This is a genomic window from Caballeronia sp. DA-9 (assembly GCF_051615025.1).
Classification (GTDB): Bacteria; Pseudomonadota; Gammaproteobacteria; order Burkholderiales; family Burkholderiaceae; genus Caballeronia; species Caballeronia sordidicola.
The window spans coordinates 1,913,197-1,937,143 of the sequence record NZ_CP195133.1 but is presented as its reverse complement, the minus strand read 5'-3'; the positions used below and the strand labels follow the sequence as shown (position 1 = coordinate 1,937,143).

Genomic DNA, 23,947 nt, shown 5'->3' with positions numbered 1-23,947 from the left:
TGCCGACGAATGGCAGGGCGCGTGGATTCAAGCGTGGATGATTCGTAAGGCCGCTATATCCGTAAGCGGATTCGCCTGGACGCCATTTGCACGTTCAGGGTCGCGAAAGCGCATTTGATTTGAAAAACTTATTTTTTGCGCGTTTCGCGATCTTCACTCGAAAATTGTCACATAGGCCAAGGTGATCGGTGCCCGATTATCCCAACAGCTTTTCGACACCCGTCGTGATCAGAAGTCCACCGCCGATCAGCCAAGCATACAGAATCGCCCCCGTCACCAGCGCACGCGGTCCGGCCCGGCGAATCTGCGCCACCTGCGTTTCGATTCCCAGCGCGGTCATTGCCATGGTGAGCGCGAACGTGTCGAGCGTATTGAGCGTGTGCGTGGTGGTATCGGGCAAGACGTGCAGCGAATTCACGATAACCAGCGCAAGGAAACCAAGCGCGAACCAGGGAATGGCGAGCTTGCGCTTTGCACCGTGAGCGGCGCTGCGCGACCGGTTCACCCACATGCCGATCACCAGCAGCACCGGCACGAGCAACATCACGCGCGTCATTTTCACGATGGTCGCAATATGCGTCGCTTCCGGGCTGACGTTGCTCGCCGCGCCCACGACCTGCGCGACTTCGTGAATCGTGCCGCCGAAAAACAAGCCCACGCCCAGCGTATCCAGATGCAACCAGCCAAGGTGCACGGCGAGCGGGTAAAGGAACATGGAAAGCGTGCCGAACAGCACCACGCTGCCGACGGCCATCGCGCTTTTATGCGGCTCGGATTGCAGTGTCGATTCGAACGCAAGGACCGCTGCTGCGCCACAAATCGCGCTGCCCGCGGCGGTGAGCAGGGCTGTATCGCGATCGAGCTTCATCAGCTTCATGCCCGCCCACGTGCCAATAGCAAGCGTGCTCACCACTACCAGCACCGATACCGTCAACCCAGGCAACCCGACCTGAGCGATTTCCTGCAGACTCACGCGCAGTCCGAAAAATCCCACGGCGATACGCAACAGCTTACGTGCCGAGAAGTTCACGCCCGATGCCCAGCTTTCCGGCATGCCGTCGCGCAGTGCGTTGCCGTAGATGGCGCCCGCGACAATCCCGACAATCAGCGGACTCAGCCCCAAATTCGCGATAACCGGCAATGCCGATACCTGCGTGACCGCGGCGGCGAAGAGCGCGACAAACAAAATGCCGTTCAGTTGGCCGCGCGTCTGGCTGGCTGGCGCGCGGTGGTGAGTGGCGGGCGTAGTGACGGAGGACATGGTTTTTTCACCTTGGTTTGACCATGCAATCCTATTCTCGATATATCGATATGAAAAATCGTTATTTAGAATGTAAAGTATCGGCTGGACTGATACTTTCACCAATATGACCCCTGAGCAGCTTATAACGTTTGCAACTGTTGCAGAGCATGGAAACATCAGCCGGGCGGCGGTTGCGCTGCATTTGTCCCAGCCCGCGGTGTCCGGGCAGTTGCGCCAGCTGCAGGACGAGTTTGGCGAGCCGCTTTATCAGCGCGATGGCCGTGGCGTAAGGCTGACCGCTGCCGGCGAGCAACTCGCCGTGTATGCCTCGCGGATCCGGGAAACCTTCGCCCAGGCGCATGCTTACCGCAACGCTCTGCGCGGGCTTGAAAGCGGCACACTGCGGATCGGCGCGAGCACAACGCCCGCAAGTTATCTCCTGCCTTATCTGATCGCGGCGTTTCGCAGACAACATCCGGATGTGGCTATTCATACCATCGACGGCAATACGGCCGAGATCGTCGCGGCGCTCGGTTCGCTCGATATCGCCATGATCGAAGGGCCGGTGGGCGCCGATCTGCCGCCGGGGACCGAAGCCACGGCGTGGCGCGAGGACGAGATTGTGGCGATCGCGCCGAGTGGTCACGCCTGGTCGAAGGCGCACGGCGAAGCCACGCTGGAAGCGCTGTGCGCCGGACCGCTGGTGTTGCGCGAGGCGGGGTCGGGCGTGCGCCAACTGGTTGAGCGCGCGTGCGCGCGGGCGGGCGTGCAAATGCGCGTCGCGCTGGAAATCGCGGGTGTGGAGGGCGTGAAGGAAGCGGTCAGGGCGGGAATGGGAGTTGGTTTTGTATCGGCCATGTCGATGCGGCACGAGGACGGCGCGCTGCAGCGTTTGCGTATCGCGCCGGAGCCTCTGACGCGGCGGTTTTCGATCCTGATGCCGCACGCAGCCACGCCGTCGCGGGTCGCGGCGAGCTTTTATGCGCTGTGTCTGGAAGGCGGAGTCTGAAAGCGGCGCGCCAATCCGTTAGATAGATGAAATGCCCTAGGGATATCCATGATGGCGACTGAGTGGCCAGTGGCGGATCATTCCACTCATATCGAGACGCACACGCGTCTTTTTTAAAAACAGCATTTGGAACCGGTTCCAAACAAATAATCAGGCGAATTTGATCATGGAAAAGGGCAATTCCGTAAATCTGGTCAAAAATACCGCGCGCGTCACGAACGTCCCGATTGTCATCGTGGCGAGTGCCTTTGGGGTGGAAGCGATTCGCCGCGACGGTCACGCACATTGGGCTGCGGTCGCGGCGAAGGTGGGCGCGGCAGGCTTTGAAGTGCGCCGCGAATTGTTTGCCGACGACACCCAGTCGCAGCCCGATTCCCTGCGCGAACTCGGCGACAAGATCCGCGCCGCCGGTATGTGGCCGGTCTACTCCACGCCTGCGACGTTGTTTGACGACCAAGGCGCGCTCGATGAACCCGCGATGACATTGACGCTCGCCGAAGCCGATGCGCTCGGCGCGCGTATCGTCAAGTTTCAGCTTGGCGGATCGCCGGTGACCGGCACGGCAACTGACGAAAGCACGCTTGATCGGCTGATTGCCGGCGTCGCCGGGTCGAAATCAAAGGTCGTGGTCGAGAACGGTCAACTGAAAGCAGGTGGGACGATCGACGCGTTCGCGGCCTTGTTCGAAGCATTGAAACCACGGAAACACGCGCTTTCTATGACTTTCGATACCGGCAACTGGCGTTGGGCCAATCAGGACCCGCTGGACGCGGCAAAGCGCTTGGGGGAATACGTCACATATGTGCATTGCAAGGCCGTGCAGGGCGAGGGCGCACGGCGTTTCGCAACCGCGCCCGCAACGGACGACACCTACTTCACCATGCTCCTCGCTCAACTCCCGCGCGACGTTCCGCGTGGTATCGAATTCCCGTTTGACCCGGCGCACATGGCGGACGATGCCGCCCGATACGTCCAGCAAATCGCAACAGCATAAAAATCCAGCACGAACCCGGCACAAGCACTCAATGAACATGAATACCGAAGGACCGAACATGATTCCAGCACTCGACGTCGTGACCTATGGCGAAGCCATGACGCTGTTTGTCGCGACCGAAACCGGCGATCTGGCCAAGGTCGGACACTTTGCCAAGCGCGTGGCCGGGGCCGACCTGAATGTGGCGATCGGCTTGTCGCGGCTTGGTTTCAAGGTCGGCTGGATGAGCCGCGTGGGCCATGATTCGTTCGGCCGCTATGTGCTTGATGTGCTCGCGCAAGAAGGCATCGACTCGAGCCGCGTGACAGTCGACGACCGCTATCCCACCGCGTTCCAGTTGAAATCGAAGAACGACGACGGCAGCGATCCGGCCATCGAATATTTCCGCAAGGGTTCGGCGGCGAGCCATTTGTCGCTCGATGACTACGTTGCGGACTACGTGCTCGGCGCACGCCATCTGCATTTGACGGGCGTGGCGCCCGCGATCTCGGCGACATCGCGCGAACTCGCGTTCCACATGGCGACAGAAATGCGCAAGGCCGGCAAGACCATTTCCTTCGATCCAAACCTGCGTCCCACGCTCTGGCCGTCGCAGGAAGCCATGGCCGAAGCGCTCAATGCGCTCGCCGCGCACGCCGACTGGGTCATGCCGGGGGTAAGCGAAGGCAAGATCCTGACGGGCTACACGGCGCCCGAGGACATTGCGCAGTTTTATCTGGATCAGGGCGCGAAGGGCGTCGTGGTAAAGCTCGGCGCGCACGGCGCGTATTTCCGCACCGCGGACAACGACCAGGGCACGGTGCCGGCTATCCCGGTCGAAAAGGTCGTGGACACGGTGGGCGCCGGCGATGGTTTCGCCGTCGGCGTGGTCAGCGCGCTGCTCGAAGGCCGCGATGTGCGCCACGCATTGACGCGCGGCAACCGCATCGGCGCGCTGGCAATCCAGGTGATCGGCGACAGCGAAGGCCTGCCTACACGCGCCGAACTCGACAAGCTGGAACACGCACCCGCGGCCATTCACGCCGCTTGATCGCGCGCGAGTGCAAAAAAGGAGACCAGGCATGCAACAAATCAGCGACAGCACGACAAACAAGCCCACGCTCGCGGTGCGCCGCTGGTGGACAATCATGCCGATCGTGTTCATCACCTACAGCCTCGCGTACCTCGACCGGGCGAACTTCGGCTTTGCATCGGCGGCGGGGATCAATCACGATCTTGGGATCAGCAAGGGGCTGGCATCGCTGATCGGCGCGTTGTTTTTCCTCGGCTATTTTTTCTTCCAGATCCCCGGCGCCATCTACGCCGAACGGCGCAGCGTGAAAAAGCTCGTGTTCACAAGCCTGATCCTGTGGGGCGGATGCGCGGCGCTGACCGGCGTGGTGACCAACATTCCCTCGCTGATGGCGCTGCGCTTTGTCCTCGGCATCGTGGAGGCCGCCGTGATGCCGGCCATGCTGATCTTCATCTCGAACTGGTTCACGAAATCCGAGCGCTCGCGCGCCAACACGTTCCTGATTCTCGGCAATCCGGTCACGGTGCTGTGGATGTCGGTGGTGTCGGGCTATCTGATCAACGCGTTTGGCTGGCGCCATATGTTCGTGGTCGAAGGCGTGCCGGCGATCATCTGGGCGGTGATCTGGTGGTTTATCGTGCAGGACAAGCCGGCGCAGGTGAAATGGCTTTCCGATCAGGAAAAGCGCGCGCTCGATGAAACCCTGCGCGCGGAACAAGCCGCGATCAAACCGGTCAAGAACTACGGCGAGGCGTTCAAATCACCGGCCGTGATGAAGCTTTCCGCGCAGTATTTCTGCTGGAGCATCGGCGTGTATGGTTTCGTGCTGTGGCTGCCGTCCATTCTCAAGAACGCTTCCACGTTCGGCATGGTCGAGACCGGCTGGCTTTCCGCCGTGCCGTATCTCGCGGCGACCATTGCGATGATCGCGGCGTCCTGGGCATCGGACAAACTCGAACGCCGCAAGCTTTTTGTATGGCCGTTCCTGCTGATCGGCGCGTTCGCGTTCGCGGGATCGTACATGCTGGGATCGACGAATTTCTGGGCGTCGTATGCATTGCTCGTGATCGCGGGCGCGGCCATGTACGCACCTTATGGTCCGTTCTTCGCGATCGTGCCGGAACTCCTGCCGAAGAACGTCGCGGGCGGCGCAATGGCGCTGATCAACAGCATGGGCGCGCTCGGCTCGTTCGTGGGTTCCTACGTGGTCGGTTATTTGAACGGCGCGACAGGATCTCCCGCGGCGTCGTATGTGTTCATGAGCGCGGCGCTCGTGGCCGCCGTCATCCTGACGCTTGCCGTGAAACCGCAACCCGTTGCGCCGGCCGCTAAACTGGCCGCTCACTAATCCGATATCTGATCCACAGGACCCGTTCGATGAAAAAGAAAATCGTCGCGTACAAGCCGCTGCCAGCTGACGTGCTTGGCTATCTGCAGGAACACGCGGACGTCACGACCGTCGATCCGAAGCAGCACGACGCGTTCGTCGCGGCATTGAAGGACGCCGATGGCGCGATCGGTGCGAGCGCGCCAATCACGCCCGCCATGCTCGAGGGCGCGACGAAGCTCAAGGCGCTGGCGACGGTGTCCGTGGGCTTCGATGCCTTCGATATCGACGACCTGAACCGCCGGGGCATCCTGCTCACGAATACGCCGGACGTGCTGACGGAATCGACGGCGGACACGGTGTTCGCGTTGATCCTCGCAAGCGCGCGCCGCGTCGTGGAACTTGCGGATTGGGTAAAGGCGGGCAAGTGGACGAAAAGCATCGGCGAAGAACAGTTTGGCGTCGATGTGCAGGGCAAGACGCTGGGCATCATCGGCCTGGGGCGCATTGGCGGGGCGGTTGCACGGCGTGCGTCGCTGGGCTTCCGGATGCGCGTGCTCTACACGAACCGCAGCGCGAACGAACAGGCCGAACGCGATTACGGCGCAAGGAAGGTTGAACTCGACGAATTGCTTGCTACTTCGGATTTCGTGCTGCTGCAAGTGCCGCTGACCGCCGAGACGCGCAACCTGATCGGCGCGGCGCAACTGAAGAAAATGAAGCCGAGCGCGATCCTGATCAACGCATCGCGCGGACCGACTGTCGATGAATCCGCGCTGATCGAAGCGCTGCAAGACGGCACCATTCTGGCTGCGGGTCTCGATGTGTTTGTCAAGGAACCGCTCGCAGCCGACTCGCCCTTGCTGAAGCTGAAGAACGTGGTCGCGCTCCCGCATATTGGCTCGGCCACGCACGAAACCCGGCACGCGATGAACAGGAACGCGGCCGAGAACCTGATCGGCGCGCTCAACGGCACACTGACCAGCAATATGGTGAATCCGGAAGCGGTGAAGGTGAAGCGCTGAGCGCCGTGGCGTGAATCTGTGGCAACCAACAAAGCGCGCTGCGGCGCGCTTTGTTTTTACCGGAACACAACCGATGGGCGAACGAGACCATGCCAAGAGACCACCTTCCCAACGATCGCCGGGCGACCATCACCGACGTAGCCCGTGAAGCCGGCACCGGCAAGACCAGCATCTCGCGTTATCTGAACGGCGAGACGGGCCTGCTTTCGAAGGACCTGCGAGAGCGCATAGAAGAAGCGATCGCCAGGCTGGACTACCGGCCAAACCAGATGGCGCGCGGACTGAAACGCGGCCGTAACAGGCTTGTCGGCATGTTGCTCGCGGACCTGACGAATCCGTATTCGGTCGAAGTGCTGCAGGGCGTGGAGGCCGCGTGCCATGCGTTCGGCTACATGCCGCTGATCTGCCACGCGGCAAATGAGGTCGATCTTGAGCGGCGATACCTGCAGTTGCTGAGCACGTACCGCGTGGAAGGCGTGATCGTGAATGCGCTTGGCGTGAAGGAAGAAACGCTGGAGACGCTCGCGCGCGGCGGGGTGCCGGTCGTGCTGGTGGACCGTTCCATTGAAGGACTCGTCACGGACATGGTCGGACTCGATAACACTGCAGCGGTCGCGGCGGCGATCCGTCACCTGACGGAGCAGGGTTTCGATGAACTCGTGTTCGTGGTGCAGCCTTTTACGCATGTGAGCTCGCGCCGCGTGCGCGAGGCGGCGTTTCGTGACACTATCGTCGCCCTTGGGGTGTCGGGCGCGACAATCGTGCTCGACCTGGATAATGTCGAGCAGGCCGCCGGGGCGCTCGACGGAATCGATGTGTGTATCGAAGCCGCCCGGCAACGCAAGCGCCGTATCGCGCTGTTTGCCGCGAACGCGCCGGTCGCGCTGCGTGTGGCGCTGCATATGAAGGAGCGCCATGGCGCGGACTGGCAGCGCGGTGCGGCGCTGATGTGCATCGACGATTCCGAGTGGGCCGAACTCTCCGGCATGACGACCGTGCGCCAGCCGACCTATACCATAGGCGAGCGCGCGGTCGAATTCCTGCACGAACGCATTGAAGGCGCAATCGTCGCGCCGCGTGAATGCCTGCTGCCGGGCGAACTGGTTATACGGGCTTCGACCACGCAATGACCATGCACTGACCACTCGCGCGGACTGGCACAATCCAGGCTATACGGTTTTGAGGAATTGATTGATGGTAAGTGTCTTGACGCTGGTTTGCCTTACGCTCGCAACGCTGCTGATCGCGGTGTTGCCTATCTGGCTGTATCGCAGGATGAGGCCGCGCTACGGCTTCGAGCGGCGCGACGTGATCGTCGGTATAGCGGTGTTCGCGCTTTTTTCGATGGTCATCGAACGCGGCCTGCATGGTCTCGTACTGAGCAACGCCACGACGGTTGGCTTGCTGATGAATCCGGCGTTGTTCGTGATCTACGGCGCATTAGCGACAGGCATCTGCGAGGAAGTCGGGCGTTTTGTCGGCATGAAATGGCTGGCGCGGCGCAATCCCGTTTCCCTGCAGAAGCCGGGTACGGCGCTGGGCTATGGAATCGGTCATGGCGGTGCTGAAGCGTGGCTCGTCGGCGTGCTGGTCCAGCTTCAATGGCTTTTGTACGCCACGCTCGCCGACCGCAACCTGCTCGATCAGTATTTCACGAGCGTTCCCGCCGAGTCGCTGCTGCGGCTGCATATTGTGCTGAACAGCCTGACGCCCGAATCCGCCGCGCTGTTTCTGGTAGAACGCGCGGCGGCGTTCGTTTTCCAGATCGGTTTCTCGGTCGCGATGTGGCACATGCTGCGCGAGCGTTTCCGCTTTACGCTGCCGTTCATGATCGTGGCGCATGCGCTGATTGCGTTGCCCATTGCGCTTTATCAGGCGCGGCTGATTCCGCTGCTCGCGGCGGATGCCGTCTATCTGGTGTTCGGGCTTATTGTGATGCGGGCGTTGCGGCGATATTTCATCGGCGTGCGGGTGGCGGCCGACCGTGAAGCGCGCGTGAAGACCGGAGCCTGAGATGAGCGACGAATATCAATTCGAATGTCCAAGCGCCGATATCGAGATTCTGGCGCGCGTTATCAGCGACCTGTTTCCAGAGCAGACGCAATTCGTCGAGCGTTCCGGCGACGACGGCCGGCTTTCGCTCGTGATTCATTACATCGCCATGCGTTTCGGGACGACGGCGCGGCGCATTGCCATCGATATTCACTTCGATCCCGCCGCGCTTGCGCGTTATAGGGCAATGCCGCCGCGCATGCACGCGCGCAGTTACGCCGTGCTGCGCGCGTATGTGGAAACGGAACTGGGCGCGCTCGAGGAGATGTATGCGAACGGGGAAACGGTGCCGCGGAACGTGGCGATCGATATGGGCGACGATTTCGCCTGAATAGGGATGGGTCTGGACTTCAAGCCGAGGTGAATCCCGCTTATGCCGGCTTGTAGACCTTCGCGAAACGCGCGGCTTTCACCACGCCGTAGTCGCCCGGCGCGTATTGCATGACCCAGTCGCCGGCCACGCCGTGCAGCACGTCGCCCGCGTCCGACCGCGCGATTGAAAACGCTTCGTGCATCTGCTTCGCGAGCACGGCCGCCGGAACGTTCCTGTACGCGCCCGCGTCGCCATGTTTGATTTCATCGCGCGGAACATATTTCGCATCGAATCGATCTCGCGACACCACCCAGCGTTCGCCCGTCGCGCCCGTGATCAATGCATCGCCGATCTCATAGCGGTTCGGACCTTCCAGGCTCATCAGCGAACCGGCCTCGTGCGCGAACTGGACATCGACGGTTTCGTCTTTCACCACGCGCCGGGCGGCGGGGTCCGAAGTGAGGTCGAGCTGGATCAGGATAATCGATGTCATGCGCTGTAATGTGAAAGGCCGAAGCCCAAAGGAAACCGGGATCGTAACGCCAAGCCTTGCGTTTTGCACACGGCAAACTAAAAAGCGCTTGCATCGATATGCCGATGCAAGCGCTTTTTGCTATTCGCCTCAAGCTGTTGCCGCAAGACTTACGCTTGAAAACAAGTACTTACGGCTTCGTTGCAGATGCTGCGTCCGGCGCAATGCTATCGGGCGTAACCTTGGCGCGCGGTGCACGCCGGCCCTTGTGTTCGCCACGTCGAGCGTTTTGATGGAAGTTGACGTCGGCGAGCTTCTTCTGTTCCGGCGAAAGGCTCGCGTAAAGCGGCTCGAATGCATCCACGAGGCGCTTCGTGCCGTCCGCTTGCGCTTGCGTGATCTGCGCGTACTGCTTCATGTCGTCCACGGCGCTCGTGTTCGAACCGAGCGCGATACGCTGGCGATACAACTCGCCAATGGTGTGACCGTTATCGCGCATGACATCGGCGAACTTGTTCCATTGATCTTCCTGCGCCGACGTGATCTTGAGCTTGCTGTGCAGGTCGGCAATGCGTTGCTCCACGTGGGCCTCGCGAGCCTGGCCGCGCGCTGCCGCCGCATCCGGCGCTGACGCTGCAGCCGGAGCGGATGACTGGGCAAATGCGGTCGAGAGGGCGAGCGAGGCGGCCAGTGCAACGAGTGTTTTTTTCATGGGTGACACCTTGGTTCCATAGATAAGGGGCAAGCGATACACGCGAAATACCTCATGTGCTGCTTGGCAACGCGCTATTAATATCACGTTAGCACGCGGCCCAGCTTTCATTGCCACAACTGCTTACAACCGATACGACTGCGAAAAATTCACATGAAGACCCGCAGTTTAACCAACTCGATGCACCCGGCGCAGATCGAGGGCCGTGCTCTAATGCCTCACCTCTTTACGAAAGGATCTTGTTTCCATGCGACCGCCGCGTCTCGATCAACTTGACGATATCGACCGGAATCTCGTTGCTTCGTTGCAGGTGAACGCGCGCGAGAGCGTGGCCGAACTGGCGCGCCAGCTTGGCATTGCGCGCACCACGGTGATCGCCAGACTCGCGCGGCTCGAGAAGTCCGGCGTCATAGCCGGTTATGGCGTGCGGCTCGGGCAGGACGTGCTCGATGCCAGCATCCAGGCTTATGTAGGCATCAAGCTCGCACCGAAGTACGGCCGCGACGTGCAAAAGCGGTTCGCCAGGATGCCGGAGATGCAACTGCTTTGCGCGGTGAGCGGCGAGTTCGATTATGTCGCGTGGCTGCGGGCCGACTCGCCCGACAGGCTCAACGATCTCCTCGATGAAATCGGCGGGCTGGAAGGCGTTGAGCGCACCACGACGTCGATCATTCTTGCGCGCAAGGTGGATCGGGGCGGGCTGAGTTAGCGGCTCGCATTATCGGATTTCGACGTTTTGTATCGAAAATTGGTCAAAACGTCGAAATCGATGTCGATTCGCATCTTTTTGTGTCTTTTATCAATATTCATGCGCTCCTAAACTGGCGTTCAGGGATTGCCCCGTGACGCCATCAAGGAGATAAACATGAAAATAGCCCTCATCGGCGCAGGCCTGATTGGCCAGAGCATCGCTCGTTTGCTGCGTGAAACCGGTGACTATGAAGTCGTGGTCTTCGACCGCGATGCGCACGCGCTCGGCCTGCTGGAAGCGCAGGATATTCCGGCACGGCGAGTCGATTGCGCCGACGCCAACGCGTTGCGCCTCGCCCTGCAGGGTTTCGATGCGCTTATCAACGCAATGCCTTATTACCTTGCGGTGACCGTTGCAACAGCGGCGAAAGCGGCCGGCGTGCATTACTTCGACCTGACCGAAGACGTGCGCGCAACGCATGCGATTCGCGCCATCGCCGGCGATTCAGCGCACGCGTTCATGCCGCAATGCGGGCTCGCGCCGGGGTTTATCGGCATTGTGGCGAACGATCTGGCGAAGCGTTTCACCGAATTGCGCGAAGTCAAGATGCGCGTCGGCGCGCTGCCCGAGTTCCCGACGAACGCATTGAAGTACAACCTGACGTGGAGTATCGACGGCTTGATCAACGAGTATTGTCAGCCATGCGAAGCAATTCGCGATGGCAATACGCAATGGGTCCAGCCGCTGGAAGGCCTGGAGCATTTTTCGCTCGATGGCACCGAGTACGAGGCGTTCAATACATCGGGCGGCCTGGGTACCCTGTGCGAGACGCTGGCGGGGAAGGTGGAGTCGCTCGACTACAAGTCGGTGCGTTATCCCGGCCATCGCGAGTTGATGAAGTTCCTGCTCGATGACTTGCGGATGTCGAGCGATCGTGACGGATTGAAGGCCATGTTGCGGCGCGCGGTGCCGGCGACGGCGCAGGACGTGGTGCTGGTTTTCGTGACGGCGACCGGCATGCGCGACGGCCGTCTGGTGCAGGACGTCTTCACGCGGAAGATTTTCGCGAAGAAAGTATGTGGTGTGCCCATGAGCGCCATCCAGATCACGACGGCCGGTGCGGTTTGCGCCGAGCTCGATTTGTTCCGCGAGCGTGTATTGCCGGGTCACGGCTTTATCCGGCAGGAGGAGGTGCCTTTGAAGGCGTTCCTGGAAAACCGCTTCGGACGTCTGTATGAAGGCGCACGTGAAGTCACGAGCGCTCGGGCACTAGAGGAAGCTTGAAAGAAGCGGGGCGGCCGTGAAATCCGCCCCTGAAATCTCATCCTCGATAGCGGTTCATCAACGGCGTGGACGTGATGCCATGGAGGATCACCGAAGCCGCGATCACCGCCAGCACCAGCGGCGCCAACGGTTCGGCCGCGCTTCTGGGCGCATGCTCCAGCGCGTAGAGCAAATAATAAAACGACCCGACGCCGCGGATGCCGAACCAGCTGGTGAGCAGGCGCTGCGATCGCGTAGCCGACGAGCCGATAAGCGACGCCTGCACCGAGACCGGCCGCGCCACTAAAAACAGCAAGGCAATGACCGCCGCGCTGTGCCACGTGAACAGCCGATCCCATACATTCGCGAGCACGCTTCCCACCATCAGCATGACCGCGACCTCGGCAATGCGTTCGAGTTCGATGGTGAACCCGAGCACCCGTTCAGCAACAAACGCGTGCGCGCGGTCTGGATCGGACGCGGTCGCGCCTACGTCTTGCGCGTCGATCTTGCCTACTGCTTCGTGCGCGGATTTATCGCCGCTCGCCTTTTGTTCGACACGGCGCATTGCGAGTCCGGCGGCGAATACGGCGAGGAACGCGTAGGTATGCATCAGTTCGGCTACGCCATACGAAAGCGCGATAAGGCCGAGTGCGTAAAAACCTTCTGGCCCGAGCGCGAGGCTATGGCGCGTGCGCAGATACGCAATCAGCCGCACAGCGAGGTCACCCAGAAGCCAGCCGACAGCCAATGCGCCAGCGACGCCCCAAAGCGCGTCGCCGGCGAAATGCCAGCTCAATGCCTGTTGCGGCGACGCCTCGTAGTTGCATACCGCAATGCCCAGCAACGCGAACGGCAGCGCGATGCCATCGTTGAGGCCGCCTTCGCCAGTCAGCGAAAAGCGCAGGAGGTCGACGTCGCCGGGCACCTGAACCTGGACATCGTGGGCAAGGACGGGGTCGGTGGGCGCGAGCATTGCGGCGATCAGCAGTGCGGGTCCCCAACTCATGTGCAGCACGAAGACACAGGCAAGCGTCATAATGGCGACGGTCGCGACCATCGCCACAAGCCCGAGTCGCAACGGCAACAGCCAGATCCGGTCGGTCGGTGGCACGCGCAGCCGCAGGCCGATAGCAAAAAGCGACACGAGCATGGCAACTTCGGTTATGCGGCGCAGCACGGTGGCTTCGCCGAGCAGATCGATCCTGAGCAGGCCGACGCCAAATGGACCGAGGCCAAAACCGATGGCGAGGTACACCATTGCGCTGCTAATGGGCAGTTCTTTGAACGTCGAGCTGGCAAGCCCCATGAAGATGAGCACACCGCCAACGACGAGAAACCATATCGTTTCGGTCATGAGAGCCTGAGGTGGGTACGACGTAGGCCTGTTTGAGCAAGGGACGTGCCACGATAGGGCGATCGGGAACATCCAGCGGATAATGCCGGACGGCCCGCTTCGCCCGCCAATGCGTGAAATGATGAAATCGCCACAGTTGCGGTGGCGGGCTGCGTAACATTACGCAAACGAGATCACGCGAATGGAAGAACGCACCGCGCCCGACCTCCCGGGACCATGAACCATCGAATCACTCAAACCCTGTGAAACGCAAAATGCCTGCGCTCAATGCGCTGAAAGCCTTCGAGGCTGCCGGGACCACCGGCAGCTTTACCCGCGCCGCGACGCTGCTCAGCGTCACGCAAAGCGCGGTAAGCCGGCAGGTCCGGCAACTCGAGGAACAGGTTGGCGAGACGCTCTTTTCGCGCCGACATCAACATCTGGTGCTGACGCCCAGCGGCCGGGTGCTCTTGCGCGCGCTGCAGCAATCGTTCGACAAGATCGAGCTGACCGTGCGCGCGATCAGCCAAAAAAACGATGTGAACCGGCTGCGCATCAACGTTCCGCCCACGTTCGCGGCTCGCTGGCTCGTGCCGCGTCTCGGCCGTCTGCGCGAGGCGTTCCCCGACCTGGATCTGAGCATCACCACGCGCGTGGAAGATGGCATCACGGATTCGAACCGGCTGGATTGCGCGGTTCGTTTCGGCGATGGTGAATGGAGCAACCTGGAAAGCACCCTGCTGATGCACGAGCGGCATATTGCGGTGGCGGCCCCGGCTCTGCTGGACCGCGAAGGCGAGGGCGTGTCAGTGGATTTGAACCGCTACACGCTCCTGCATGTGCTTTCGGGCGAGGACCAGCGCTATTTGACGTGGCAGCACTGGCTGGACGCGGCGCGTGTGGAAGGCGTCGATACGGACGGCGGGCACGAGTTCGACGTGCTCGATTTATCGATACAAGCGGCCGTCGACGGCATGGGCATCACCATTGCCGATCGCCACATGATCGCGGCCGAACTGGCGTCGGGGCAGTTGCGGCAAGTGCTCGACGTGGAGATCGAAGGACGGCAATCGTACTGGTTCGTGCTGCGTCCCGAGCAGCGTGCAAGCGGGACGCAGCGCTTGTTCCAGCAATGGCTTCAGGCCGAAGCGGCGGCGAGCGCCTTGCGTTGAACGAAACCTGGCGTGGTGGCGTCGTCCAGGATCATCTGCGCGGCTTTTTCCGCGACCATCATCACCGGCGCGTTGATGTTGCCGGAGGTGACGTTCGGGAAAATCGACGCATCCACGATCCGCAACGCGTCCAGGCCGTGCACGCGCAAGCGGTTGTCCACTACGGCGGTCCGGGCATCCGGTCCCATCGCGCATGAACCGCACAGGTGATAGATCGAGCCGCTGTTCGCGCGGAAATATTCGAGCATGGCGGCTTCGTCGCCATCGGGCACGAGCGGCTCTCCCGGCAATGTTTCTTCCATCGTCACCGCGCGCAACGCATTCGCCTTCATGATGGAACGGATCAGGCGGCTGCCTTGGATCACTTCGTCGATATCCTTTTGCGTCGTCAGGTAGTTCGCGCGGATCAGCGCGGCATCGGCCGGATTCGCGGACGCTATTTCGATAGAACCACGGCTCGTCGGGCGGCACGGATTGAACGCGAGCAGGAAGCCGGGATAGGGTTCAGGCGTGAGTTGCGAGCGGCTCGACTTCGGAATCCGATAGGACAGCGGATTGAAGTAAAGCTGTATGTTCGCGTGTTCGCTAGCGGAATCAGTGCTGAAAAATCCACCCGCCTGGTTCACGCTCATCGCAAGCGGTCCCTTGCGCGTCAGCAAGTATTGCAGCCCGAGTTTCAGCTTGCCCAGAAGCGAGCTGAAGTCGCCGTTGAGCGTCGGAATATTCGCTCGATAGTAATAGCTCGCGCACAGGTGATCCTGCAGGTTCTGGCCAACAGCGGCAAGCGCATGCACGACGGGAATGCCGTGGCGCGCAAGCAGTTGCGCCGGGCCGACGCCCGAGAGTTGCAGCAGCTTCGGGGTATCGACCGCGCCCGCGCACAGCAGCACTTCGCGCTTCGCGTTGAAGGTCCGCTTGACGCCGTTCTGGGAAACTTCAACGCTTGTTGCACGGCGTCCGTCGAACAGGACGCGCGTGGTCAGCGCGTGATGTTCGATAGTCACATTCGAGCGCTTCAACGCCGGTTCCAGATACCCCACGTTGCTCGATGCACGCTGGCCGTTGCGCGTATTCACGTCATACACGCCCGCGCCTTCAATGCGCGCGCCGTTGAAGTCGTCGTTGCGCGGAAACTTCAGTTCGTCGCAGGCATCGAGAAAATGGCGCGTGATGGGATGAATGCCGTCTTTCATCGATGTCACGTGGATCGGGCCGCTCGAACCGTGCACGGCCGTGTCGCCCGCGGCGTGCGTCTCGAGCTTGCGGAAATACGGCAGGACTTCCTTGTACGACCAGCCCGGGTTGCCGGCCGCGGCCCAGTCGTCGAAATCGCGGGGCGCGCCGCGCACGAAGATCATTGCGTTGATGGAGCCCGAACCGCCTTGCACCTTGCCGCGCGGCGCGTAGATCTTGCGGCCGGCGAGTTCCGCCTCGGGCTCGGAGTAATACATCCAGTTGCAGCCGGGGTCGTAGTACGTCTTTGCAAATCCCACGGGTATTTTGAACCAGAAGGAATCGGCCTTGCCGCCGGCTTCGAGAACCAGCACGGAATATTGCCCCGATTCCGACAGCCGTTCCGCCAGGACGCAACCGGCCGATCCGGCGCCCACAATGATGTAGTCGTAAGTCATATCTGGTTGCTCGCCTCAGCCTCTGGCCGGAGAAGAATCCCGTACATCGGCGGGCTCTGACGCCATCTGCAAGTGCAGGCGGTCGCCGGTATAGGGGGAATGCGCGCGCACCACGTCCATGTTCAGTTCCACGCCGAGTCCCGGCGCCTTCGACGGAATGATGTAACCGTCTTCCCATTTGATCGGCGTCTTCAGGATCTGCGAATGGAAGCCGTCCCATGTGCCGATGCTTTCCTGGATCAGGAAATTGGGCGTGCACGCGGCAAGCTGGATGCTCGCGGCCGCGCCAATGGGACCGTTGTAGAGGTGCGGCGCGATCTGCGCGTAATGGACTTCGGCGAGCGCCGCGATCTTCTTTGCTTCGAGCAGCCCGCCGCAGCGCGCGACGTTCAATTGAAGAATCGATGCCGCGCCCGAGCGCAGCAGCTTGAAGAATTCGTACTTGGTGGTAAGCCGCTCGCCCGCCGCAATCGGAATGCTGGTGTGCCGCGCGACCTGCGCCATGGCGTCTTCCTGGCCAGGAGGAACGGGCTCTTCGAACCACAGCGGATCGTATTTCTCAAGGCGCTGGGCAAGACGAATCGCCGACGATGGAACCATCTGCCCGTGCGTGCCGAACAGCAGGTCGCATCGGTTGCCGACGGCTTCGCGGATGCGCTTGCAGAACGTCTCGCAGCGCTCGAGCACGTCCAGCGAAAGCTGATGTCCGGAATACGCGGTGTACGGCCCAGCCGGGTCGAACTTGACCGCGGTGAAGCCGAGGTCCGCGTTCTTCACGGCGCATTCGGCGGCAAGGTCGACGTCGTCGTAATCGTATTCACCCGCGGCGTTCTTCGGATACAGATACGTGTATGAGCGCAGCCGGTCGTTCACCAGACCGCCCATCAGCTCGTACACCGGCTTGTCCGCCGCCTTGCCTATAATGTCCCAGCACGCCATCTCGAGGCCGCTCACGACACCCATCATCGTGAGGTCGGGGCGTTGCGTGAAGCCGCTCGAATAGGCTTCGCGGAAAAAGCGCTCGACGTGGTGCGGATCGTGGCCCTGCAAGTAACGGCCGAAGACGTCGTCGATGATGTGGGCCATCGCTTTCGGATGGAACGTCGCCGAATAGATTTCACCCACGCCTTCAATCCCGCAAGCCGTTTTCAGCTTCACGAAGATCCAGTACATGCCGCCTAGATGCGGCGGCGGCACGGCTACGAAATACGTTTCGAGAGAGACGATTTTCATCGGATGGCATCCTTTGTAACGGTCTTGCGCATGCGCATCAGGGCGAGGGCGGCCACGCCGCCGATCACGCTGACCACAGCGATATAGGAGAAATAGATCTGATAGCCGGGAAGGCCGGGGAAATGCTCGGTTGTCCAGCCGTTCACCAGTGGCAGAAACACATCGGGCGAGTAACCGATCAGCGAAACCAGGCCGATCGCGAGGCCCGTGATGCGCAACGGAATACCGCAATCGTCGAGCAGCGACCAGTAAAGCCCGCGAATGGCGTACGTCAGGATGCCGATCACCAGCACCACAGTTGCGATGACGACAACGCCCACATGCGGGTCGATATGCATTTTCGGCAGCACGGTCAGCGCCACGAGCCCGGCCGCTGCGAGAAACAATGCGCTCGCGAGGACGCCAAGCGTGGAGAAACGATCGCCGAGATACCCGCCGCCGATACCGCCAATAGGCCGCATCCACAGCTTGAGCGTGGTGAGCGTGCCCGCCATCACCACGGTCATCTTCAGGTCGCCGACCTGCAAGTACGCGGAAAAGCTGTAGGTCGCCCAGAAGATCTGGTATCCGCAGAACACGACGGCCGCCATCAGCCAGAGTTGCGGAATGCGCATGAGCGTGAGGAGATCGCGCCCAAGATTATGTTTCTGCTTGAGGTTGTCGGCGGCTTGCTGACGTTCTTGTGGTGTCGCGGGCGGTTCTTTTACCAGCGCCATCAGCAATCCAAGGCCAATGCAAAACCCCGAATACAGATAAACCACATAACGAAAACCGGTGTTCGTCGGCAGGCCATGTTTTTCGGTCGCGGTGGCGAAGATCACGAGCGCGACGGTTGCGAGCAGCGCTTCAATCAGGCCCCGGCCGCCGTCGAGCAGGCCGAAGAAGCGGCCTTGTTCGTCGCGCCGGGCGATGGTCTTGACGCGCTTGAGAATCGACGCCCAGAACGTCAGGCCCGTGGTCAATCCCAGCAGCAGAACACGGCGAACAAGACCGGGAAACTCGGCGCGGTCGAATAGACCAGCCCGAGCGCGCCGGTCGCCATCAGCGAAAAGCAGATCAGGAAACGCGGCGCAATGCGGTCGGCAAGCCAGCCGCTCGGCAAATAACAGAATAGAAAAACGGTGCCGAGTATGGAATACAGATAACCGAGCTGGCTGTTGTCGATATGAAAAAACTCGAGCATCGGCGTCTGGTAGACCTGACGCAAATACAGCAGCGGGTAGATCGCGCCGGCGGCAATGACGAGCAGCAGAAGCTGCAGGTAGCGCTGCGAGCTGCTGGGTTCAATGGCTGCCGGCGTGATGCCGGTCAAGGTTTTATCCACAATATGTCTCCTTCAGCGCGCTCGTCAAGGCGCGCCGTTTTTATCGATTTGCAGGGTTGGGGAAATTCAGTACTTCATGACGACGAGGCGCGTCTGGGTGAATTCGAGCATGCCGTGCTTGCCGTCGTCGCCGCCGAGCCCCGAACGTTTCCAGCCGGCGTGGAAGCCTTGGTACGGATCGGCCGGCGTGCGGTTCACGTACAGTTCGCCCGCTTCGATCTCGTTGGCCACACGCATTACGGTGCGATAGTTCTCCGTATAAAGCACCGACGACAAGCCGTATTGATGATCGTTGGCCATTGCGAGGACTTCGTCGAGCGTGTTGTACGGGATCACCGGCAGCACCGGCCCGAAGATTTCCTCGCGCACGATTTCCATGTCGTGGCGGCAATTGAGCAGCAGCGTGGGCGGGTAGAAATAGCCGGCGCAGTCGGGCAACGTGCCGCCGGTCGCGACGCTCGCGCCCTCGGCGACCGCGCGCTCGACCATGGCGTGAATGTTTTGTTGGGCAGTGCGGCTCACCAGCGGCCCCATCTTCGATGCGTCCTTTGCCCGGTCGCCGAAACTCACCGCGCTCATTTTCGCGCGCAGCAACTCGACAAAACGATCGTGCACGCTCGCGTGGGCGTAGACGCGCTCCATCGAGGTACACAACTGCCCGCAATGCGTGGTCTTCGATCCGACAATGGCGCTCGCCGCCGCTTCCAGGTCGGCGTCCGGCTCGATGATCGCGGGCGCCTTGCCGCCGAGTTCCAGCGAAGGCTTCGCGATATTCGCCTTGCAGTAATCCAGCACGATGCGCCCCGCGTTCACGCTGCCGGTGAGCGTGATCATGCCGACGGCCGGATGCGTGCAGACTGTGCCCGCGGTCGCGTGGTCCATGGCGAGCACGTTGAAGATGCCGGCGGGCAGGCCCGCTTGCTGCGCGGCTTCGGCAATTTCGAAAGCGGAGGTGGGCGTGTTGTTGCTCGGCCGGACCACGACCGCGTTGCCTGTGATCAGCGCGGGCGCGACCTTGCGCAAGAGCGTGTAGACCGGATAGTTGAACGGGATCAGGCAGGCGACCACGCCAATCGGCTCGCGATGCAGCACGAGGTTTTCATTCAGGGTGTCGCTGGGAATGACTTCGCCTTCTATCCGGCGCGCCCATTCTGCGTGATAGCGGGTGATGTCGGCGGCGTAGCGGGCTTCGTTTTCCGAATCCGCCACGCTCTTGCCCGATTCCAGCGCGAGCGCCGCGCCGATCTGCGGCGCGCGTTCCACGATGGCGTCGGCGAAACGGCGCAGATGTTCGCCACGCTCAATCGCGCTCAGCTTGCGCCATTTTTTTTGCGCCCGGGACGCGGCTTCCACGGCGGCGAGCGCATCGTCATTTGAAGCGAGCGTGACGCGCGCGATGATTTCAGCGGTGGCGGGATTATCGACATCGGCAAACCGATCGGACGATGAGTCGATCAGGCGGCCGTCGATGAAATTTCGGTAGGTGCGCATCGTGATTGCCCGGGAAGAAGCGCCGCAGCGGATCCGCGACGTGAATGGCGGTAGTTTTATCGGGCGTGACACTCGGCCACAAGCGATTAAATCTCGACCCGTCCATGCGTAAAACGCACGCGCGGCGCGGACCTTTCCTGCTGCACCGGCGGCCGTGGCGAGCTACCATGCGAAAACCGCAGCCTTCGCTGGACACCTTGACCGTCAAATCAGGAGGAGATTGAACATGCCGCAACACTTCGATGCCATCGTGATCGGGACCGGACAAGGCGGTGCGCCGCTTGCAGTCAAGCTTGCCGGGAGCGGCAAGCGCACGGCGGTGATCGAGCGATCCTTGTTCGGCGGTACGTGCGTGAACGTGGGATGCACGCCGACCAAGACGTATGTGGCAAGCGCCCGCGCGGCGCACGTGGCGCGTCACGCGGCGGATTACGGCGTGATTCTGGCGGGCGGCGTGCGCGTGGATCTGGCGCGGGTCAAGGCGCGCAAGGACGAGGTGATCGGCGAATCGCGCAGCGGCGTGGAGAAGTGGTTGCGGGGTGCGTCGGGCGTAACTGTGTTCAACGGTCACGGGCGTTTTTCCGGGCCGCATTCCATCAGCGTGCAGGGCAACGACGGCCAGCAGCACGAACTTTCGGCCGACGCCATTTTCATCAATACGGGGACGCGGGCAACCGTGCCGGAAATCGAGGGATTGGACAGAATTTCATATCTGACGAATTCCACGATTCTGGAATTGACCGATTTGCCCGACCATCTGGCGATCGTGGGCGGAAGTTATATCGCGCTTGAATTTGCGCAGATGTTCGCGCGCTTCGGCAGCCGGGTGACCGTGCTCGTCAGGGGCGCGCGGGTCCTGGCGCGTGAGGACAAGGACTTCGCGGAGCAAGTGCAGAAGGTCTTGTCGCGCGATGGCGTAGAGTTCCGGTTCAACACCGAGACGTCGAAAGTCGAGGCCGTGGACGACGGCGTACGGATCTTGCTGAAGAACGGCAAGAGCATCGATGCATCGCATTTGCTGTTCGCCACCGGGCGCACGCCGAACACCGACGACCTTGGGCTGGAGCAAGCAGGCATTGTGCCGAATAAGCACGGCTTGGTCGATGTCGACGGCCAGCTTCGCACCAAAACTGAGGGCGTCTGGGCGCTGGGCGACGTCAACGGGCGCGGCGCGTTCACGCATACCTCATACAACGACTACGAAATCATTGCTTCGAACGTGGTCGATGGCGAATCGCGCAGCGTCGATTCGCGGATCATGTGCTATGCGGTTTTTGTCGATCCGCCGTTTGCGCGCGTGGGTATGAGCGAAGCCGACGTACGCAAGGACGGCCGTCCCGCGCTGATCGCCACCATGCCGATGTCGCGCGTCGGCCGGGCGCGCGAGCGCGGCGAGACGGATGGATTCATGAAAGTGCTGGTGGACGCGGGAACGAAGAAGATTCTCGGCGCGGCGATACTCGGCATTGAAGGCGACGAAGCAATTCATACGTTCATCGACATCATGAACGCCGATGCGCCGTACACCACGCTTCAGCGCGCAATGCATATTCATCCGACCGTGAGCGAGCTGATTCCTACGTTGTTGGGGATGTTGAAGCCGTTGGTTTGATTCAGCTTCGGCGACGCTTGATGCGTTCTGCGATCGCTGGACTTTGAAGCGAAGCCTGGTATGCGGATCGATCGGCCAACGCGGACGGGTCGCTCGCGGCGATGGCGTTCAATTGTCGTTTCATCGACCGTACCGCGTCCGGTTCGCAGGCACGCAACGCATCGATGTACTCCGTCGTGCACGTTGTCAACTGTTCGGCAGCGACCAGATCGGTCAGAAAGCCGATCCGCAGCATTTCCGGCGCATCGATTGTCATGCCTGTGAGGAACAGCCGCTTGGCCTGCGCAAGTCCAAGTTCACGAATGTAGCGCCGCATGCCGTCCGGGTAATAGTGCAAGCCAATGCGCGCCGCAGGCATGAACATTCGCGACCCTTCAACGCCAATCCGGATATCGCAGCACAGCGCGAGATCCGTCGCGCCGCCGTAGGCGCTGCCATTTAGTGCGCAAATCGTAGGTAGTGGGCACGTTTCGAGTTCGTTCAGCAGGCTTTCGAATGAATCATCGATATTGCCTGCAGCCAGCGCCGCAAGGGTATAGCCGGAACTGAACGTAGCGTTACCGGACCCGGTGATCACAAGTGCGATTGAATCCGCATTGCTTGAGGCATTGGCAACCGATTCCCGCAACCCGGCAATGTCGGCGGGATCGATCCGGTTGTGCTGCGCAACGCGCGTCAGCCGGATCGTCACCACGCCTTCATGGCGTGACCATGAAAATCCTTCGTTCACGCCCGTCTCTGTCATATCGGTTCACCCCGCTGGCGTAACTTCCTTCTTTTTTGCGGCTTCTTCGCTGGCGGCGGCGTCGCGTGTTTCCGGCATGGCCAGCCAAACCAGTGCGACAGCCAGTGCACCCGCGCCCGCAAGTCCGAAAAAGCTCGTGTTCACACCAAATTTGTCGGCGACAAACCCGGCGATCGCCGTACTCAGGGTCGCGCCAATTCCCGCCGCGAGCCCGAAGAAGCCGATACACAGGTTATACCGGCCCTTGCCACCGGCCACGTCGGCTGCGATCAGCGGCAGCATCACGCCGAACACCGCTGCGCTGATACCGTCGAGCATTTGCACCGGCACGAGCAGATAAGGGCTGCTCGCGCTGCTGGCCGCCGCGAACAGCAGCGCACGCAAGGGCAGCGCGGAGAAACCGAGTATCAGCACCGGCCGCCGTCCCCAGCTTTGCGCCTGCCGTCCGACCCACGGCGACAGCCCGGCCACGATAAATTGCGGAACGATAATGCAGGCCGCGATCACCAGTTGAACGTTGTCGCCCATGTGCGCGGTCACTTCGCCGGCGGCGAGATTCAACATCGCCGCGTTCGACAAGTGGAACAGCACCACGCACGCCGCGAACGTCAGCAAACGCGGATCGCGCAGCAAATCGCGCAGGCTTTCGGGGCGCTCGCCGCCCGCCGAACCCAAGGCATCGGCGAGATTCGCGCCTGCTTTCGCCGCCGCCTTTTTCATGCGCGGCACGACGGGCGGCATCTCGTGATGGATCATGTTCAACGCCACGAGCGCCGGCAACGCCAGCGCGGCCGTGAGGAAAAACACCGAGCGCAGCGACAGGTATTCGCCAAACACGCCCATCAAGGCCGCCGTCAGCGCGCTGCCTATGGACGCCCAGCGCGCGTTGCGTCCCAGCCGGTCGCCGAGATCGGCGCGCGAGACGAGGGCGAGCGAGATCGCGGCCATGGCGGGAACGAGCATGCAACTGGCGAACCCGTGCAGCACTTCGGCCGCGAACACGGAGACGAACGTGGGGCTCGCGCCGAGCAGCAGCGCGCTGACAATGATCGCGATGATCGCGGCGGCGGCCGCGCCTTTCTTGTTGCGCAAGGCATCGACCAGCGCGCCGGCTGGCAACTGGCTCGCCATCGCGCTGATCGTGCCGACGCTCAGCATCAGCCCGATCTCGCCCTGTGTCCATTTGTTCGCGGCAAGATAGGACGCGATGAAAGGCCCAAAACCTGTCTGCACATTCGCGACGAAAAAGTTCAGCCAATCCAGCGCGCGCAGACTTCGTGCAGTAACCAT

General features: G+C 61.5%; 21 protein-coding genes and 1 pseudogene. 12 read left to right on the top strand and 10 right to left on the bottom strand.

Annotated elements, in window-relative coordinates; genetic code table 11:
* Positions 1 to 196 precede the first annotated feature (196 nt).
* The gene (locus ACRWA7_RS25140) at positions 197 to 1,261 is read right to left on the bottom strand and encodes a YeiH family protein (RefSeq protein ID WP_438392956.1); all 1,065 of its coding nucleotides are present in this window, start codon (positions 1,259 to 1,261) and stop codon (positions 197 to 199) included.
* Positions 1,262 to 1,367: 106 nt separating this feature from the next.
* On the opposite strand from ACRWA7_RS25140, the gene ACRWA7_RS25135 reads away from it, so the two are divergent.
* From ACRWA7_RS25135 to ACRWA7_RS25100, 8 genes are all read left to right on the top strand, one after another.
* Positions 1,368 to 2,252, top strand: coding sequence for a LysR substrate-binding domain-containing protein (locus ACRWA7_RS25135; RefSeq protein WP_438392955.1), 885 nt, complete (start codon positions 1,368 to 1,370; stop codon positions 2,250 to 2,252).
* Positions 2,253 to 2,418: 166 nt separating this feature from the next.
* Positions 2,419 to 3,246 carry a sugar phosphate isomerase/epimerase family protein gene (locus ACRWA7_RS25130; protein ID WP_438392953.1) on the top strand — a complete coding sequence of 276 codons (828 nt, stop codon included), beginning with the start codon at positions 2,419 to 2,421 and terminating at the stop codon, positions 3,244 to 3,246.
* Positions 3,247 to 3,304: 58 nt separating this feature from the next.
* Complete coding sequence (locus tag ACRWA7_RS25125) at positions 3,305 to 4,276, top strand: sugar kinase (RefSeq protein ID WP_438396776.1); 972 nt, start codon at positions 3,305 to 3,307, stop codon at positions 4,274 to 4,276.
* 31 nt (positions 4,277 to 4,307) lie between these two features.
* Positions 4,308 to 5,606 carry an MFS transporter gene (locus ACRWA7_RS25120; RefSeq protein WP_438392951.1) on the top strand — a complete coding sequence of 433 codons (1,299 nt, stop codon included), beginning with the start codon at positions 4,308 to 4,310 and terminating at the stop codon, positions 5,604 to 5,606.
* A gap of 29 nt (positions 5,607 to 5,635) precedes the next feature.
* The gene (locus tag ACRWA7_RS25115) at positions 5,636 to 6,610 is read left to right on the top strand and encodes an NAD(P)-dependent oxidoreductase (RefSeq protein ID WP_438392950.1); all 975 of its coding nucleotides are present in this window, start codon (positions 5,636 to 5,638) and stop codon (positions 6,608 to 6,610) included.
* A gap of 89 nt (positions 6,611 to 6,699) precedes the next feature.
* Positions 6,700 to 7,740 (top strand): LacI family DNA-binding transcriptional regulator, encoded by a 1,041-nt coding sequence (locus tag ACRWA7_RS25110; protein WP_438392948.1) that lies wholly within the window; start codon positions 6,700 to 6,702, stop codon positions 7,738 to 7,740.
* Between the two features lie 64 nt (positions 7,741 to 7,804).
* Positions 7,805 to 8,623: a YhfC family intramembrane metalloprotease gene (locus ACRWA7_RS25105; RefSeq protein WP_099050540.1), complete on the top strand. Its 819-nt coding sequence runs from the start codon at positions 7,805 to 7,807 to the stop codon at positions 8,621 to 8,623.
* Between the two features lies 1 nt (position 8,624).
* Complete coding sequence (locus ACRWA7_RS25100; RefSeq protein WP_438392947.1) at positions 8,625 to 8,993, top strand: DUF3022 domain-containing protein; 369 nt, start codon at positions 8,625 to 8,627, stop codon at positions 8,991 to 8,993.
* Between the two features lie 40 nt (positions 8,994 to 9,033).
* Here the strand turns inward: ACRWA7_RS25100 and ACRWA7_RS25095 are convergent, their stop codons facing one another.
* Together ACRWA7_RS25095 and ACRWA7_RS25090 are read right to left on the bottom strand one after the other, a co-directional pair.
* The gene (locus tag ACRWA7_RS25095; RefSeq protein ID WP_060856235.1) at positions 9,034 to 9,468 is read right to left on the bottom strand and encodes a PGDYG domain-containing protein; all 435 of its coding nucleotides are present in this window, start codon (positions 9,466 to 9,468) and stop codon (positions 9,034 to 9,036) included.
* A gap of 169 nt (positions 9,469 to 9,637) precedes the next feature.
* Positions 9,638 to 10,159 (bottom strand): Spy/CpxP family protein refolding chaperone, encoded by a 522-nt coding sequence (locus ACRWA7_RS25090; RefSeq protein ID WP_438392945.1) that lies wholly within the window; start codon positions 10,157 to 10,159, stop codon positions 9,638 to 9,640.
* Between the two features lie 247 nt (positions 10,160 to 10,406).
* On the opposite strand from ACRWA7_RS25090, the gene ACRWA7_RS25085 reads away from it, so the two are divergent.
* Positions 10,407 to 10,868: an Lrp/AsnC family transcriptional regulator gene (locus ACRWA7_RS25085; RefSeq protein WP_438392943.1), complete on the top strand. Its 462-nt coding sequence runs from the start codon at positions 10,407 to 10,409 to the stop codon at positions 10,866 to 10,868.
* Positions 10,869 to 11,024: 156 nt separating this feature from the next.
* The gene (locus ACRWA7_RS25080) at positions 11,025 to 12,134 is read left to right on the top strand and encodes a saccharopine dehydrogenase NADP-binding domain-containing protein (protein WP_438392942.1); all 1,110 of its coding nucleotides are present in this window, start codon (positions 11,025 to 11,027) and stop codon (positions 12,132 to 12,134) included.
* A gap of 37 nt (positions 12,135 to 12,171) precedes the next feature.
* Here ACRWA7_RS25080 and ACRWA7_RS25075 read toward each other — a convergent pair whose 3' ends face one another.
* Positions 12,172 to 13,470: a cation:proton antiporter gene (locus ACRWA7_RS25075; RefSeq protein WP_438392941.1), complete on the bottom strand. Its 1,299-nt coding sequence runs from the start codon at positions 13,468 to 13,470 to the stop codon at positions 12,172 to 12,174.
* 254 nt (positions 13,471 to 13,724) lie between these two features.
* Here ACRWA7_RS25075 and ACRWA7_RS25070 point away from each other — a divergent pair, with 254 nt between their 5' ends.
* Entirely contained in the window at positions 13,725 to 14,621 is an 897-nt protein-coding gene (locus tag ACRWA7_RS25070) for a LysR substrate-binding domain-containing protein (protein ID WP_438392939.1), read from the top strand.
* On the opposite strand, the gene ACRWA7_RS25065 is transcribed toward ACRWA7_RS25070, so the two are convergent.
* The 4 genes and pseudogenes from ACRWA7_RS25065 to aldA form a co-directional block, all read right to left on the bottom strand.
* Positions 14,588 to 16,252, bottom strand: coding sequence for a GMC family oxidoreductase (locus ACRWA7_RS25065; protein WP_438392937.1), 1,665 nt, complete (start codon positions 16,250 to 16,252; stop codon positions 14,588 to 14,590). The two genes, ACRWA7_RS25070 and ACRWA7_RS25065, sit on opposite strands and share 34 nt — an antisense overlap.
* A 15-nt stretch (positions 16,253 to 16,267) precedes the next feature.
* Entirely contained in the window at positions 16,268 to 17,485 is a 1,218-nt protein-coding gene (locus ACRWA7_RS25060) for a mandelate racemase/muconate lactonizing enzyme family protein (RefSeq protein WP_438392936.1), read from the bottom strand.
* Positions 17,482 to 18,809: pseudogene (locus ACRWA7_RS25055) on the bottom strand (MFS transporter). Before ACRWA7_RS25055 ends, ACRWA7_RS25060 begins: the two are co-directional and overlap by 4 nt.
* A gap of 66 nt (positions 18,810 to 18,875) precedes the next feature.
* Positions 18,876 to 20,300, bottom strand: coding sequence for an aldehyde dehydrogenase (aldA, locus tag ACRWA7_RS25050; protein WP_438392934.1), 1,425 nt, complete (start codon positions 20,298 to 20,300; stop codon positions 18,876 to 18,878).
* A gap of 226 nt (positions 20,301 to 20,526) precedes the next feature.
* On the opposite strand from aldA, the gene ACRWA7_RS25045 reads away from it, so the two are divergent.
* On the top strand, positions 20,527 to 21,912 hold the full coding sequence (locus ACRWA7_RS25045) for an FAD-containing oxidoreductase (RefSeq protein ID WP_438392932.1): 1,386 nt from the start codon (positions 20,527 to 20,529) through the stop codon (positions 21,910 to 21,912).
* Between the two features lies 1 nt (position 21,913).
* Here the strand turns inward: ACRWA7_RS25045 and ACRWA7_RS25040 are convergent, their stop codons facing one another.
* Both ACRWA7_RS25040 and ACRWA7_RS25035 read right to left on the bottom strand, forming a co-directional pair.
* A complete protein-coding gene (locus ACRWA7_RS25040; RefSeq protein WP_060856226.1) occupies positions 21,914 to 22,657 on the bottom strand; it encodes an enoyl-CoA hydratase/isomerase family protein in 744 nt (247 codons plus the stop codon).
* Between the two features lie 6 nt (positions 22,658 to 22,663).
* Positions 22,664 to 23,947, bottom strand: a complete 1,284-nt coding sequence (locus ACRWA7_RS25035; protein WP_060856225.1) for an MFS transporter — start codon at positions 23,945 to 23,947, stop codon at positions 22,664 to 22,666.